Source organism: Fimbriimonadaceae bacterium (assembly GCA_019454125.1).
Taxonomy (GTDB): domain Bacteria; phylum Armatimonadota; class Fimbriimonadia; order Fimbriimonadales; family Fimbriimonadaceae; genus JALHNM01.
In genome coordinates this window covers 1184439-1200139 of sequence record CP075365.1, presented here as the reverse complement: position 1 = coordinate 1200139, position 15701 = coordinate 1184439, and the positions used below count along the sequence as shown (strand labels likewise).

Below are 15701 nucleotides of genomic sequence, written 5' to 3'. Positions count from 1 at the left end.
ATCAATTTCGCGCTACCTTGCTTCTCGCCCTGGCGCTCGGAGCATTCACCCACGCCTACTCGCAAGACCGCCTCTTTGTGTCCCCTGACGGGAACGACAGCTGGGACGGAACTTCCAAGACCTATAAGGGCGGCACGGTAGGCCCGAAAGCGACCTTGATCGGGGCCCGGACAACCATCCGCCAACTGAGGGGCGTCGGGAAGCTCTCGCCAAAGGGAGTCTGCGTCACGGTGGCGCCTGGCCGATACGTCATGCCGGCAGGGCTCAGCCTCACCTCGCTCGACGGCGGCACGAACAAAGGCCGCATGGTGTGGAGGTCCGAAGTCCCAGGCAAGGCGATCTTGGACGGCGGGCTCCCCGTCTCCAACTGGGTCCGGGGGGTGGGCCCCCAGTTGAACAAAGTCCGGGAAGACCTCCGGGCTAACGTCTGGGTCGCAGACCTCTCCAAGAGCGGAATTACGGAGACCGGATTCATGTCCCACTTCGCCTCGAACTGGGATGCCACCCCGACGGCCGCGGAACTGGTGGTGAACGATCAGGCCATGACCTTGGCCCGCTATCCGAATGGCCGTTGGGCCCGCCAAGAGGCGGTTGCGCCCGATAGCACTAACAGCAAGCCCGCGATCGTCACGGAGATCGACCAAGCGCGGACCCCGGCCTATGTCGGCAACGGAGAACAGGACTTCGACCAAGACTATTGGGTGCGGTGGGCACCGAACCACCGGCTCTTCTCCATCTGGCAGGAACGGGTGGCCAAGATCAGCGGCTCGACCCGGACGCTCCAAGCCGTCCTCCAAGGCGGCGACATGAACGACCCTGCCCGCCGGGCTCTCTGGGACCCGGAAAGTCCCGGGCGCTGGGTCCTGGTCAACTCGCTCTTCGAGCTCGATACGCCTGGCGAGTACTACATCGACCGCAACCGCAACTTCCTTTACTACTATCCGCTCCAGCAAGAGGCGCCGACCGATGCCGTGCTCACGATGGCGACCCAACCGGTCTTCGGCGTGACGTCCGCGGACTACGTCACCATCCAAGGGTTCACGATCCAGAACGGCCGTCAGGATGGCGTGCGCCTGAGCAACTCCATGGGCTCCCAGGTGTACGGCCTGACCGTCCGGAACTGTGGCGGGTACGGGATCCGGGTCACGCAGGGCCGGGCGGTCACGGTCCGCTCCTGCCGGGTCACCGGCGTCGGTGAGACCGGTGTCTCCCTCTCGGGCGGGGACAGGGCCCTCCTAAAGAGCAGCGGCAACCAGGTCCTCAACTGCCACATCTGGGAAACGGGGCGGAACAACCCGTTCTATCGCCCTGGGGTCGAGATCCTTGGCATGGGCTGCCGGGTGAAGAACAACACGATCCATGGCATGGACCACCAGGCCATCTACTTCGAGGGCAACGACCACCGGATCGAGCGGAACGAGATTTACGATAGCGTCCGCGACGCCTTGGACTCGGCCGCCATCTATGGCACCCGCGACTTCACCTACGGCGGCAACGTGATCCGCGAGAACCTGCTCTACAACATCAGCAAGCGCATCACGGGTTACCACATCAACCACGGCATCTACCTGGACGACATGCTCAGCAACACCATCGTGGAGCGGAACATCTTCCGGGACATGGAGCAGCCGATCCAAGTCGGCGCGGGCCACTACAACATTGTCCGCTTCAACGTGATGATCGATTGCGTCGGTGGTATCCGGATCGACGACCGCGGCCTCCAGATGCCGGCCGAATGGTTCGATTGGCCCCGAACGCTGGCTAATAGGGTTCCCTGGCAGGGCTCGCCCTGGAAGCGCCGCTACCCCAACGTCTTCAAGATCCTGACCGCGGCCGACTATCGGACCCCGACGGGCAACCAAATCAAGGCGAACGTCTTCCTGCGCTGCCGAACGGACGTCTCGAAGAGGCTTTGGGGCATCCTCGAGATCTGGGGCGTCAACCAAGATCCAAAGAACTGCACCGTCGCCGACAATATGGGCACGATGGTCAGCCCCTTCCGCAACGAACCCATGGGCGACCTGACCGCCGTCGCCGGGAACGACCTCCCGCGCCGAGGCTATCGAACGATCCTGCAGAGTTGGGTCGGCGTGCAAAACGACACGTTCATGCGGTCCGAAGACCACGGTTACCGCAGAACCCGTCGCCCCTGATCAGCTCGGCGGCGCGACTGAGCCCGGAGCTTCGGCTCCGGGCTCGTTTCCTTCTCCCGTGATGACGCGCTCCTTTAGCGGTCGGCACGGGTTTCCCGCACACACGGTCCAAGCGGGCATATCCTTCCCCACCACCGACCGGGCACCAATGACGGCGCCATCGCCGATGGTGACCCCCGGCCCAACAAAGCACTCCGCCGCCAGCCAAGCCCGCTCGCCGACTGTGATCGGCTTCGCGACCAACTGAAAGTTCGGTGTCGTATAGTCGTGCGTCCCTGCGCAAAGGTGTGAACCTTGGCTGACAATGGCGCGGTTACCGAGCTTGATTGTCGCCATGGAATAGAGGTTGACGTCGTCGGCGACCACCACGTAATCGCCTAGTTCAAGGTTCCATGGGGCCCAGATTTGGCAACGGGATCGAACGTTGCAACCTTCCCCGATCTTGGCGCCGAACCATCTGAGGACCGTGATGCGCCACCCTTTGAGCTGCCTTGGGGTCCATCGGAACAAGAGACGGTAGGCGATCATCCAGACAAGTCTTCGTTTTCGGTTCTCAAGGCTAAAGCTTGGCCCCGTGTAGAAGTCTGCACCCTCAATAACGTCGAATTTCCCGACCTTCAACGAGTTGCCTCCAGCTTTTCAAGCAAACTTTCCGCTGCTTTCGTAATCTCAAATTTATCGCGGAAACACTCTATCGCGTTGTCCGCCATCCGTTCCTTTTCTGCCGGACTCATTGCCAGCCATCTCTGCAAGAGCCTGGTCGTTCCGGGGCCGTCGTCCGGTTCGACCAGTCCCGCCCCGTCGGCCTCGATCTCCCGCCAAATGTTCACCTTGTCCGAGATCAGCACCGGACGGCCACAAGCCAAAGCTTCCGCCACCACGATGCCAAAATTCTCTTGGTGCGAAGGCAGGACAAATGCCTCGCAGGCCGCATAGGCGCCCCATTTCAGCTCGCCGGTCAACATGCCGGGATAGAAGACACGATTGTCGACGCCCAAGCGCTTGGCCTGCTCCTTGAGCTTCGGCATAAGGTTCGTCTTATCTGGCCCGGCAACGACAAGTTGAAGCAACGGATCGCTATCCGAGACCTTTGTGAAAGCCTCGATTAAGAGGTCGATGCCCTTCTTCTCATGGATCCGAGAAAGGTAGAGGAGAATCCTTTTCCCTTCCAGCTCCGGGAATTTCTCTAAGAACTTCGTGCGCGCGTCGCTCAGGTCGACGTCTGGACCCGCCGTGCCATAGTTGACGACAATCTCGTTCACTTTGTACGGCTTAAAGGATCCGCGCGCCAACACTTTCTCCTCTTCACAGGTGAAGAAGACCGCCCGTGCGTCGCGTAAGACTCGGTACTCGGCCCAAGGCCAGTAGAGTGCCTTCTTCAATTTTTTTAGTGGATAAGTGGCATTGAACCAAGGATCGAGCATCCCGTGGGTGAACACATAGTATGGAGTGCTTTTGCCCCTTAGAGCCTTCCAAGCGGCGAAGCTATGGTACTGCCAAATGCCGTTTACGATAACGACGTCGTATTCGGCCGCGTGGTCACGGATCCACTCGACCACGCCAGGCGCATAGCTGTAAGTTCCCTTACCGGGCCCGAGCGCATAGACTTTAACCGGGCAGTCTTTGACCCACTCGTCATCCGGACCGTCTAGCGAAGCGATCTCGATGACATGGCCCATGGGTCGCAGCACGGCTTCACGTTGTTTCACTCCCTCAACGGGCCCGCCGCCCGCTGGGTTAACCGACCAGATGACGTGAAGAATCCGCATCTACCCAGATTCTGGCACGCTGACCGCCGCTGTCAAGGTTTGACGAACTCGTTATAGATCAGACGGGCCCAGCCACGGAGCGACCGCTCTCCTCCGCCTTGTTGCTGCCCCTGCAGCCATTCCCGAACCGGGATCATGAACCCGGACTTCGGCCTGTTAAGCACCTCGTCCGGCAACGAATTGCAGGGTGTCCGGGCCATATCGTCCTTGGTCGGAACCGCCGGCGTCCCAAAGTACGGGGCCATGGATCGGAACAGCTTGACGTCAACGAACGGAACTCGAATTTCAATAGAGTGCGCCATTCCCGCCCAATCGCTATCCCGCAGAAGTCGATTCTTCATGTACCACGTCGTCTCTAACAACGTCATGCGCGTCCGAGCGCTAGAGGCAGGTGAGATTGTTTCCTCTAGCCGGGCTAGAGACTGGAGCTCAGACCATCCGATGCGGACCATATCGGGGTCAAGGAGTGACGGCAACTCCCAGGGCATGTAGAGCCCTCGTCTTAAGAGATAAGCCCCGGGGAAACTTGTCCCATACTCCAGCAAACCCGCATATTTTGGCGAAGTGAAGTGCGGGATAATACGTCCCGAGACAATTCTGAACCAGACCCCTAGGACAGGAATGGATTTCCAACGCCTTAGTTTGCTTACAATGTAAGGGACTTGCTCAAAAGAAGGGTAGCCACCGAACAGCTCGTCGGCGCCCAATCCGCTTAGGGCGACTTTGATCCCACTTTCTTTCGAGACCTTGCTCACAAAGTAGGTGTTTGCACCATCCACGGACGGCTGGTCCATCACCTCAAAGATGTTGCTCAAGTCATCCCGAAAGTCTCGCCCGACGACCTCGCGCAAGATGTGCGGCGCCCCATAGTGCTCGGCGATTTTCGAAGCGAGCGGCGCCTCGTCTTCGGGCTTGCCCGAATACTCCTGGAAAGCTAGCGTCAGTGCTGTAGGAGGCTGACGATTGACCTCCGTCGAGAGTCCCAGAAGGGTCGCAGAGTCCCTGCCAGCCGAGAGAAAGACGCTCACCGGGACGTCCGAAACAAAGTGGTGGCGGACGGAATCCAGGAGCGCGACGCGGAGGCATTCGCGCATCGCATCAGGATCTTTCTCGCGAGCCGTGCCCTCTGCCCTTCCCATCTCTAACGGCAATGAGAAAAAGGTGACTTCTTCGCGCGGCCCATACTGGTCGACCCATAGAGACTTTCCCGGTTGCAGTTCCCTTATGTGCTTGTAAAGCGTGAAGGGCCCGCGAACATTTCCCCACAGGAAGAAGCCGACGTGGCCTGCGGGTTCCGGGTCGGTCGGCACGAGGTTCGATGCAAGAAGCGCTTTGACTTGGGAAGAAAAAACGATCTTGTCCTGCAACCTCGCAATGTACAGAGGCTTTATGCCGAAATGGTCCCGGGCGATAAATAATCCCTGGCGTTTCTCATCCCAAATAGCCAGGGCAAACATGCCCCTTAACTTGTCGCACATCTCCCGGCCGTAGACCGAATAGAGATGGAGCAGAACCTCGGTGTCGCTATCTGAAACGAACACATGTCCGCGCGATTCAAGGTCTGAGCGCAGTTCTCGATAGTTGTAGATCTCGCCGTTATAGGTGATCGTCAAGCCTTCTTCCGGCCAAGACATCGGCTGGCTGCCATTCTGGGACAGGTCGATGATCGCGAGGCGGCGGTGACCGAAGCCGGTGGAACCAGAAGGCGACGTCCAGATGCCCTCACCGTCCGGACCTCTCACGGCCATGCATTTGCACATTGCCTGCAAGGGTTCTGTTCCGAGTTTCTCACCGGAAGCCCTAAAGACAAAATAACCAGCGATCCCGCACATGCAATCTTTAGCCCTCGATTGTAACCTGAATTAGAGTCAGTGAGTCAGGCCAGGGACCCATACAGAGTCACATAGTCCCCAACCATGCGTTCGGTAGCGAACCGCTTTGCATTTTGGCTACCTTTCTCACGCAAAGTCTCTCTTTCGGACCAATTGCCCGTAATATATTCAGCGGCCCTTACCGGATCTAGGGGATCGAAGTACACACAGGCGTCGCCACCGACCTCGGTCATTGGTGCTTTGTTCGAGGTGAAGACAGGGCAGCCATACGCTTGGGCCTCGATGATCGGAAGGCCAAAGCCCTCCTGCAACGACGGAAAGACCAGAGCGTCTGCACAAACGTAAAGGGCCGCGACGGTCTCGTCCGTCGGCCGTACCACCTCGAACAGGCACGTCTCCATGCCCAGCTTGTGGACATGGCCTTGGAGCTCTTCATCGAACGCATGGCCAGCCATGAGGAACCGCATGCTTTCGAATCCCGGCCTTCGCGAAAGTTCACGAGCGATCGAGACAAAGCCGACCCTGTTCTTATAGGGCGAGTTCCCGCCGACATGCAAGATATAGGGTTTGTCGGCCGGGATCTTAAGCCTGGCAAGATCGGCTTTGGCCGCTTCCCTCGTCATGTCGAAAAGTGGCCGGTAAAAACCGTTCAAAAGTACAGACACTTGGTCGTCCCTTACGATGTTCAATCCGAGGAGGTCTTCAAGGGTGGCCTCTGAGGCACATGCGATATGTGTGGCCAATGGTATTGACTTTTTTATCCATGCTTGCAGTTTCTGCCCAGTCGGGCCGACGACCCACCCTTCTATCTGTCCCATTGCCGCACGGATGGGCAAGACGTCGTGGCAAGTCAGAACCGAAGGTTTTCCGCCCGCATGGGCGAGGTACATCGCATTCCCTTGGTCGCAGATGTGCACGACATCTACACGCTTGGCCAACGACCTTTGTTCGCGCGGATAGAGAATAAACTTATCGACATATCCGCGCCACTTCGCGGTCTTTCCGGGGTTAAGGCCAAAGCGCGGCTTGGGCTGGCTCGCAACGACGCACACATTAAACCCAGGTAGGTTCTGAATGAGGCAGTCGTAAAAGCCCAACATACTGTACTGCTTGTCCGGCACATAGTTGCCGACAAGCATCACCTTCAGCTCCGCCTTGGACTTCACTGTTCCTTGCTAAGAGCCAGGTTGGGTTTCTCGTAGACGAACGGGGCCTCACGCAGCCGCTTGGTAAGCGTCCGGGCGATCAACACCAAGGGTAACGTGACGAGAATGAAGTAGATCGGGTTCTGAACGACGTTAAGGATTTGCGCTTGAATCGTACCTTCAGAGAAAATCCAAGTCGTCGTAAAGGCAAGCGATGCGACGTAAATGTTCCTCCAAAGGTTGGTGTTGAACATCAACGAATACACGGTGAAATAAGCAAGCGCGATAAAGTACGAGAAGAAGAAGACGCCTGGGAACCGGAAACTGCCAAAAGCATCGACCATGAAGCTCAGGGTGATCTGGGTGTAGTAGTCAGTCTTGCCGACGATGCCCTCTCCCCGATGGGCAATGGAGTTCGAAGTGCCGAAAGCTTCTTTGCGCGGGTTAAGGATACGCGGCAAGATCATGACGAACCCTGCTTCCGTGGTCTCCCAACCGGTCGTCCGGCCGCGGATCGTAGCGTCGACGATCTCGTCGTTAAAGATGATCTGGCTGTACCTTTCCAAAGTTGGTAGAGGTTGACCGTAGTACCGCAACCTTGTAATACTCCAAGGTTCGCTAGGATTTGGCTTGGTCGTTTCCGATTGGTACTTGATAGGGTCGACGGCAACGTCGAACAGCGTCGAGAAAGCTTTGGCAATGCGCTGGTCCAGCGTGCCGATGCGGACCTTACCCTCGCCGCGAGCATAAAGGGAATACGGGAAGATGATGAACTGGAAGGCGTATGCGGCCAAGAGGGCGATCACGTAGTGTTTGACTTTTAACTTAAACCTGAACGCTAAGAGGGTCAAGCCAAATGTGACAAGCGCGCTGGCTGTGTCCGCGCGAATCGCAGTGATGATCCCGGCCAAGATCGGTACAAGGATCGCGATAGCATTGACCCATCCGACGCACCGCTTTCCTTCAGACCTGACGATGACCGCCGCCGTCCCGCAGGCCACGGCGAGGGTCGGTAGGAAAGTAAGGGTCCTCAGCGGGCCGACGAAGCCGCCGACGTAAACACCGCCCGAAGCCCCTTCATAGACGCCGAACCGGGCAAGGATGAAGAATCGAGCGAAGGCGATCAGCGTCAGTATCCAGGCCAAGACGATAAGCGTACGCCCATCTGTTATAGGAGGGAACAGCGGCCGCGCCCGGTCGATCCGTAAGGCCTTAAAGGTTAGGGCTCCCAGCAGAATGCCCAACATCCCCAGGCAGTACATGCCCATGGTTTCGATCGGCCATTTCAGAGGAACGTCGGCTGGTTGTAAGAACCAGGCTTTGGCGATCTGGGACACGACCACCTGCTGGGCTGCGAGAATAAAGACGCTGAGCCCTAGAAGGTTAAAGACACCGCCCAGAACGCCTATGGTCGCGCCAGATAGCCATACGAAGAGCATGACCATAAGCGCGAAAAGGATGTCGGTGCCCGTGATAATCTGAAAGGCACAAAGGACTAAGGAGAAGCCGAAAACACCCATAGCCCATGGGGTTACGCGCCCTATTCCTCTGTGAACAGTTGGAATAGCCTCTGCGGCTACCTGTGCCATTCGCTCCTTAGTTTACTCGGGCCGCTTGCGCGACCCGGTTAGATTATCTCCCTAAACATCGCTTCAATGTCGTCCCCGTATTTGGTCCAACCCCCAATCTGGGCGACTCGAGTCTGCGCAGCCTGGGCCATTTGGCGCTGGAGGCCGTGGTCGGAGGCCAGCGTCTGCAACCGATATGTCAAGGCCTCATCGTCGCGAACCGGAACAATGAAGCCCTCCTTACCATCCTCGAAGAGCATCGCGGCCCCCGTGTGGTCGGTCGCGATGACGGGAGTTCCACAAGCCATTGCTTGGCTCATGACGACGCCGTAGCCGTCTTCGATGCTCGGAAGCACGAGGACATGGCTTTTGCTCATATGGTCCTTCAGTTCCGACTGCTTGATGTGCCCCGTCGCGACGACGGACATCTTTGAGGCATATTCGTTCAACAAAGGCTGCATCTCTTTGTTGATATTGCCGATTAGAGTCAAGCTCTTTCGGTCGTGCCTAACCCTCTCGAAAGCCCTAAGAAGGTGCGGCACGCCTTTGCGCAGCATCACGCCGCCCACAAAGATGACGTCGAACCGTTCGGGGTCAGGGGGTTCGGTCGGGAAAAACTTGCTCAGGTCGATGCCGTACGGGATCAACCTGAGCCGGTTTCTGTCAAAGCCACGCTCCAAGAACGAATTGAGCGCGAACGTGGACGGCACCGTGATCAGGTCCGCTTCGTCGTACTCTTTGAGCTCACGGCGGATCACACCCGCGTCAATTCCCTTGAATGGGATGCCTTCCCGTTCCCCCTCCTCGCGGAGCAGGGCGTTCTGGGTCTCAATGTGGCTGCAGGGCCGGTCCAAAACGAAACGGATCCCTCTTTTCTTAGCCGTTAACCCGGTCCTGTAGGCGGATCCGGCCATGGCCATAAAGACGTCGCATTGCGGCAAGGCACGCGCCGAGAACTGGTCGAAGACCGCCTTGTCGTAATACTCCAAGTCGATCCCCAAAGCCATCATTCCTCGGTAAATGAGGTGGAAGTAGGGATAGCTTTTAATGAGGTTGAGCGGAATCTCTTCCCCGCGAAGCTTGGTGATCGGATAACCCGTTATGACCGCGCTCAAGCTGCCCCGGCGCAGCAATTCCCTCGCCAAGTCGAAGAAGTGGAACTTCGACGGCGAAGAGAGGACGGCGCGGATCGGATTTGGCGGCATAAGTCGAGGTCTTGTCTAAGAAGCGTGGATCCTTCTCCATAGCTTGGCGAGAAGGTCGGTCGGCGGCTTCACGACCGCCGGTAGAAAGTCTTTGAAGTCGTCTTGCAGGATGTGCATCGAGGTGTTAAATGTAGCCACGAGCATCAATGTTTCGGTCACTATGATGCCAAAGACGACCCCCTTGAGTCCTAACGTACCGATCAGCGCTGCGCCCACCCCCAAGCCCAGACCGGCCGAAATGATGAACAGCACGGCGAGTTTCTGGTGTCTGTTGATGGCAAGCGCAACGACATAGCTTACGCCCCAGAGGCTTCCGATCAGGGACGCGACCAGGAGCAAGGCAAAGGTGTCAGGTTCAAAGACGAGACGGCCGTGGGTCCAAAACTGGAAGATGGCCCCACCGAACAAGGCGAGGAGCAGGATGGTCCCGCCCACGACCCAGATCGCGATCTGGGTCACACGCCGGTGAAGGTGACGGGCGAACTCGTAGTCGTCCCGGCCAAGGGCGCGGGAGAGTTCCACCCAGGCCGTAAGGCCGATCGCGTTGGCCAGTTGGTTCACCGCCCGGGACATGGTCCGCATCGGGTTGAAGAGCGCGGCCGCGGCCGGGCCCAGCGAAACCCCGACCAGGATGACAAAGCCCTGGATGCTCAAAGCGTAGCCAAGGGGAAAGGCGTTGAAGCTGATGGCCGGCCCCCAGAGCGGCTTCATCAGGTCGAGGTGGCAGTGGGTGAAGCCGGGATAGAGCCAGTCGCAGAGTCGGCGGATGTCCATCCAAAGAAGGTAGTAGATCACGCCGCGGGCCGCCAAGCCGGCCATGGCGAAGAGCCAGGGATCCGCGCCCATCAGCAGCAACCCGACACCGATGAGGAACTCCACCAGTCGAAGCGTGCTCAGGAAAAAAGTGCCGCGGGCGTAGTGGCCAGAGGCTTTATAAGCCGATTCAATGATGCCGCCCTGCTGGGCGACGAAGACCTGGCAGAGGAGGACGACCATGATGGCCTTCGCCTCCGGGTCTGACATCAGGTGCAGGTTCAGGATGGAGGCCAGCGGCAAAGCGGCGGTGAGGCCCAGGAACACCAAGAACAACGCCGCGGAAACGGCCGTGACCAAGACCCATGCGCTTTGGACCACCTTCAGCGCCCCGATATAGTCCCCTCGGGCCGCCAGCATCGTCATCTGGCTGCCGGCCGTTGTCCCGAAGCTCAGGTCGGACATGGCCAGGTAGACGGGGATCGCGCTGAGGATGAACCACTCGCCGGTGAGCTCGGCGCCCCAGTTGCCCAGCAACAAAGGGATCATCACAAGCTGGATGATCAGGGTGAGGCCCTGCGAATAGGCGTTCGCGGCCACACCGGACGCGAAGCGCGTCAGGATCCCAGGATTTCCTTGCGTGTCACCCATTCGCGCCCGGCTGCTGGCAGAGGATACCGGCACTCCCTGGTAGACTCGCTCCGCTCCGACAGGTCGGCTTAGGACACATGCCTTACCTTCAGCTCTTGCGACCGAAACAGTGGTCCAAGAACCTCCTAATCTTCGGGGCTCTTATCTTCTCAGGTAAGGCCGGAGACCCCGATTCTTTGATCCGGGCGCTGATCGCCTTCGTGGCGATGTGCCTGGCGAGCTCCGGCGTCTACGTTTGGAACGACATCCTGGACGTCGAGAGCGACCGTGTCCACCCGAAAAAGCGGCTCCGGCCCATCGCTTCCGGCAAGGTTCCGGTCTCGGTCGCGGCGGTCCTCGCGGTCGTCCTGGTCCTCGGCGCCGCCGCCTTGGGCTTCTATCTCAACAAGACGAGCCTGGCGCTGATCGTGGCCTACCTCGTCATCCAACTGATCTACAACTTGCGGGGCAAGTCGGTGGCCGTGCTCGACGTCTTTTTCATCTCGACCGGCTTTGTGCTCCGGGCCGTGCTCGGGGCAGCCGCCATCCCCGTTACGATCTCGTCGTGGCTGCTCTTCTGCACGGGGGCCTTGGCGCTTATGCTGGGCTTCGCCAAGCGGCGGAACGAGTTCATCGCGATGGGCGACCAACGGGCCGCGAGCCGTGCCAGCCTGGCCGATTACTCGCTGAAGGCCCTGGACGGGCTTGTCACGTTCTTCGCGGCAGCAGCCGCACTGTGCTACGGCATCTATACGATCGAGAGCCGGACTGCCCACCGCTATCCTGCACTGCTCCTGACGGCGCCGTTCGTCTTTTATGCGGTCACGCGCTACTTGTGGATAGTCCTGAAGCAGGACGAGGGCGGCGAGCCGGCGGACATCCTGTTTGGCGACCCCCACATCTGGGGGAGCATCGTCCTCTTTGTGGCAGCCGCGCTCACCGCCCTCAGCGGGGCGCGGCTCCCGTTCCTCGAGAATTAGAGGATTCCTTTGCTCGTCTCGTTCGCCCGGTCGATAAAGTCGCCTGCGAACTTCAAGACCTGCTCCGCGGTGGCGCCTGTCCACTGCGGGATGAAGCGGTAGGAGAAACCGGTGAAGCGCTTTCCGGTCGTGATCTCGTGCATGAAGTAGTCCTTCGAGGCTTCCGGCGTGGTCGCGCGGAAGCCGTTCGGCCCCTGGAACGTGAAGAGGGCCCACGTTTTAGGGATGCCGGGACGCTCGATCTGAACTAAGTAGCCCGGGATGTCGCCGTGCGATTTGGTCGGGAACTTGATGACCTTCTCCTGGTCTAGGGTCCAGCCCTGGGCGACGAAGCACCAGCGCTGATCGTGGAACGATTCCATCTGGTCGCCCGCGATGATGACTACGTCGTAAGATTCGATCCCTTTCTTCCACTTCTGGGCGCAGATGCCGATGGGGTTCAGCTCATCATAGGTGAGCTTGTCCATCTTGTATGAGACCTTGCTGCCGGGGACTTCGGGCACGAGCTCATAGTCGCCGAAGGTGGCGGGCGCCATGTTCTCGAGCCAAGACTCCGGCGGGCGGCCGGCGGTGCTGAACGCGTTGACGTTGTTCACGACCCCGAAGGTGCCGAAGAGCGCCACGAGGACGCCTACCCGGATGTAAAAGTTCTTATCGACCATCTTATTTGTATCCTAGTTTCTTCGTGATCCAGCCAAGGATGAGGAAGCACATGGCAAGGGCGATGTAGCCGCTGTAGTCGTGGAACTGCATGCCGGCGTCATGCCCGTACGAGTTCCCGACCATGCCGATCATCGAGATGCGGACCCCGTTGATGATGAGGCTCAAGGGGATGGCGATCGCGGCCAGGAGCAAGTTGGCCCACCACCGAAGCTTCGCGATCAGCATGAAGAAGATGACTGCGGCCGAGACCGCGATCGTCGTTTTGAGGCCGCTACACGCGGCGGCCACGTTCAAGTCGAAGTTGTCCAGGTGGATGACGGTGGGGTCAAGCCGCAAGGGGTTCAATCCCACGGCCTTCAAGATGTAATAGGCGACCGAGGTCGACTTGATCTGAAGCGGCATCGTGGACGAGTCGATCACCCGGTCGAACACGGGGAAACCGAGGAGGAGGAAGAGCAGCGACGGCAGGGTGGCCCAGAGCCATCGCCAGCCGGCCAGGAAGACCACGCTGAGCCCGAGGGCGATCACGAGGAGCACCGACAGGGCCGAGGGCATGATGGCGCGGGCTGCGGCCATCGAGATGTAGAGGACGACCCCCATCGGCACGAGCATCCAGAGGACGCCCTTGACCGGGATCTCCTTGATCCGGTCCCACTTGTCCCAAATCAAGTAGGCCGCACAGAGCGGGATCAGCAAGCCGTGGGCGTAGTAGCCGTCCATGTCCAGCCACCGCTTCTTGATCTCGGGGATCAAGGGCGCGAAGCAGAAGACAACGGCAGCGAGAACAAGGATCGAGGCCAAAAAGACCTTGTTCGTGAGGAGGGCCTGCCAATTGAAAGCCCGACGCTCAGAAGCCTGGGGGGCCTTTACGTCGGCAATTGGGGCCTCGAACGCGGGAGCGGTCGATTCCGGCAACGACATGAGTACTCCTTTTCGGAAACGTGCGCCCTTCGCAGATCGTTCCGATCTGGTACCGAAGGGGGTTCCTTCCGCCTATTATGCGATTTTCGTGCCGAACCACCCGGGTTTTCAGCGCAACAGTGCCATGTTTGGCCCGTCCGATCCCGGATTTGTCCCGCCTAAGCGTGGCGAAACCGGTTCTTTTACTGTAGCGACCTTCAGGAACCCTGGGAGGCGTTCGGGTACGGCAGCCTGCTCGCGAGGCCAAAAATCTCCTCCGCCCGCCGGACCCCGGCATCGGAGCAACCTTCCCACACCACCGCATCGGCCCCGCCGCGCACCATCACGTCCTTGAACCGGACGTTGGGGGTCTCCACCCGATAGACCGGCGCGGTCGTCCGGCCGACGTCGAAGGAGCAGTTCTCCAGCAGGAGCGTGTCGGTGGGGACTCCGTACCTCGGCATATCGGACCCGATCCGGAAGGCGCCGAAGACCGGGTTGGGCTGGCCCTCCCCGTCCGAGTCCATCGAGAGCCGCAGGATGGTGCCGCTGGAGTCCCAGGCGTCCAGCGCCCCGCACGGGTTGTGCGTCACGCAATCCGTCAGGCGCAACGCATCAACCCCCTTGAACTTGAACGTGCAATGGTCGAGCCCGCCGAGATCGTCCGTGTCGTCGCGGCAATCGCGAATCTCGATCTCCCGCGACCGGAGGTACTCGGTGCCCAGTCGGCTCTCGTTAAAATAGATGAGGTGCCCGGGCGGAAAGGTCGTGGAGACCTTTGCCCGCCCCCGGACGCGGGAGAAGGCGATCCGCTCCTGGGCGCTGGCGAGCACCGCGAAGCGGTAGTCCTCGAAGCGGCAATCCGTGACGGAGTTGCCCCGTGCGCTGAGGCCACTGGGCCGGGCCAGGAAGACGACGCCCGTCGCGCTCCTCACAGTCAGGCCCTTCAAGGCCGTCTCGACCCCGACGATCACGATCCTCGCTTGGCTCACGTCGTGGTGCGAGGCGCTGGCCAGGAGCCGCGGCCTCGCCGTCCCATCGAACACCTTGCCCAGGCCGGAGGAAAGCGGCGTCAGATGGGGGCCGGGCGGGCTGCCGATAAGGATGAAATCTTCCAATCGGTTGCCTTCGCCGACCAAGACCATCGTCGGCCGGTCCACACGCTCGTCGATGATCCTTGCCCCGTTGCCGACGACCCGGACGTCCTCCCCCAAGGTCCAGGGCTCGGCCCTGTCCCAAGAGTAAACGGCGTCGGGTTGGAGTCGCACCTCGCCCCTGGGGTTTCGCGGAAGCTCGGGCATCGGCTAGTAGAGTTCTGACGCCCGTGCCGGGCTCCGAGGTCGGAGGCTGGGGACTCCGGCGAGCCTAGTAGGCCCCGTCGCCTTTCAGGATCGCGATGGGGGTCTTGATGAGGATCTTCAGGTCCGTCCAAACGCTCATCTCACGCAAGTACCGGTGGTCCAGCTCCATCCACTCGTCGAAGCTAAGATCGCTGCGGCCCATGATCTGCCAATAGCAGGTGAGCCCCGGGCGGACCGACAGCCGTTCCTTCTGAAAGTCGTTGTACTGGACGACCTCTGCGGGGATCGGCGGGCGCGGGCCGACAAGGCTCATGTCGCCCTTGAACACGTTTAAGAGCTGGGGCAGCTCGTCCAAGCTGTACTTCCGGATGAACCGGCCGACCGGAGTGATCCGGGGGTCCTTTTTCATCTTAAAGATGGGCCCTTCCTTCTCGTTCTTAGCCTTCAGATCGGCCAGCCGCTTGTCCGCGTCGACGTACATGGACCGAAACTTGTAGAACGGGAAGACCCGGCCCCCTCGCCCGACGCGCTTGGAGACGTAAAAGACCGGCCCGCGATCCTGCAGGTAGACCAAGATCGCCACGACCAGCATGAGAGGAAAGAGCAGGACGAGGAGTGTGCCGGAGCCAAAGATGTCCAAGATCCGCTTTCGCTTTCGATAGGTGATGACGCGAGGTTCAACCTCGACCAACCGCTGATTGGCCAAAGGCACGGTCTCCGTTACGCCGTTCGCCATCGTGTCCTTCCTATCCTTGGGGCAACCCCGCAAAGGGGGCAAATCTCGCGGCCGCGATGCCGCGCC

General features: G+C 59.8%; 13 protein-coding genes. 2 read left to right on the top strand and 11 right to left on the bottom strand.

All coding sequences use genetic code 11. The features are described from left to right. Positions 1–17: 17 nt before the first annotated feature. Positions 18–2153 carry a right-handed parallel beta-helix repeat-containing protein gene (locus tag KF733_05910; GenBank protein QYK57015.1) on the top strand — a complete coding sequence of 712 codons (2136 nt, stop codon included), beginning with the start codon at positions 18–20 and terminating at the stop codon, positions 2151–2153. On the opposite strand, the gene KF733_05905 is transcribed toward KF733_05910, so the two are convergent. The 7 genes from KF733_05905 to KF733_05875 form a co-directional block, all read right to left on the bottom strand. Beyond that, entirely contained in the window at positions 2154–2681 is a 528-nt protein-coding gene (locus KF733_05905) for a WcaF family extracellular polysaccharide biosynthesis acetyltransferase (GenBank protein ID QYK57014.1), read from the bottom strand. An 89-nt stretch (positions 2682–2770) separates the two neighbouring features. Beyond that, positions 2771–3922 (bottom strand): glycosyltransferase, encoded by a 1152-nt coding sequence (locus KF733_05900; GenBank protein QYK57013.1) that lies wholly within the window; start codon positions 3920–3922, stop codon positions 2771–2773. 32 nt (positions 3923–3954) lie between these two features. Beyond that, positions 3955–5754: an asparagine synthase (glutamine-hydrolyzing) gene (gene asnB, locus KF733_05895; GenBank protein QYK57012.1), complete on the bottom strand. Its 1800-nt coding sequence runs from the start codon at positions 5752–5754 to the stop codon at positions 3955–3957. A 44-nt stretch (positions 5755–5798) separates the two neighbouring features. Continuing rightward, the gene (locus KF733_05890; protein QYK57011.1) at positions 5799–6920 is read right to left on the bottom strand and encodes a glycosyltransferase family 4 protein; all 1122 of its coding nucleotides are present in this window, start codon (positions 6918–6920) and stop codon (positions 5799–5801) included. Beyond that, on the bottom strand, positions 6917–8419 hold the full coding sequence (locus tag KF733_05885) for a hypothetical protein (GenBank protein QYK57010.1): 1503 nt from the start codon (positions 8417–8419) through the stop codon (positions 6917–6919). The genes KF733_05890 and KF733_05885 overlap by 4 nt, the downstream gene beginning before the upstream one ends. A 107-nt stretch (positions 8420–8526) precedes the next feature. Further along, positions 8527–9672 (bottom strand): glycosyltransferase family 4 protein, encoded by a 1146-nt coding sequence (locus tag KF733_05880; protein ID QYK57009.1) that lies wholly within the window; start codon positions 9670–9672, stop codon positions 8527–8529. 15 nt (positions 9673–9687) lie between these two features. Next, positions 9688–11076, bottom strand: a complete 1389-nt coding sequence (locus KF733_05875; GenBank protein ID QYK57008.1) for a hypothetical protein — start codon at positions 11074–11076, stop codon at positions 9688–9690. Between the two features lie 77 nt (positions 11077–11153). Here KF733_05875 and KF733_05870 point away from each other — a divergent pair, with 77 nt between their 5' ends. Further along, positions 11154–12035 carry a decaprenyl-phosphate phosphoribosyltransferase gene (locus KF733_05870; protein QYK57007.1) on the top strand — a complete coding sequence of 294 codons (882 nt, stop codon included), beginning with the start codon at positions 11154–11156 and terminating at the stop codon, positions 12033–12035. Here KF733_05870 and KF733_05865 read toward each other — a convergent pair. The 4 genes from KF733_05865 to KF733_05850 form a co-directional block, all read right to left on the bottom strand. Continuing rightward, positions 12032–12697, bottom strand: a complete 666-nt coding sequence (locus tag KF733_05865; GenBank protein ID QYK57006.1) for a hypothetical protein — start codon at positions 12695–12697, stop codon at positions 12032–12034. The two genes, KF733_05870 and KF733_05865, sit on opposite strands and share 4 nt — an antisense overlap. A 1-nt stretch (position 12698) precedes the next feature. Then, complete coding sequence (locus tag KF733_05860) at positions 12699–13619, bottom strand: exosortase/archaeosortase family protein (protein ID QYK57005.1); 921 nt, start codon at positions 13617–13619, stop codon at positions 12699–12701. Between the two features lie 197 nt (positions 13620–13816). After that, a complete protein-coding gene (locus tag KF733_05855; protein ID QYK57004.1) occupies positions 13817–14899 on the bottom strand; it encodes a hypothetical protein in 1083 nt (360 codons plus the stop codon). A gap of 64 nt (positions 14900–14963) precedes the next feature. Next, positions 14964–15635: a sugar transferase gene (locus KF733_05850; protein ID QYK57003.1), complete on the bottom strand. Its 672-nt coding sequence runs from the start codon at positions 15633–15635 to the stop codon at positions 14964–14966. Between the last annotated feature and the right edge of the window lie 66 nt (positions 15636–15701).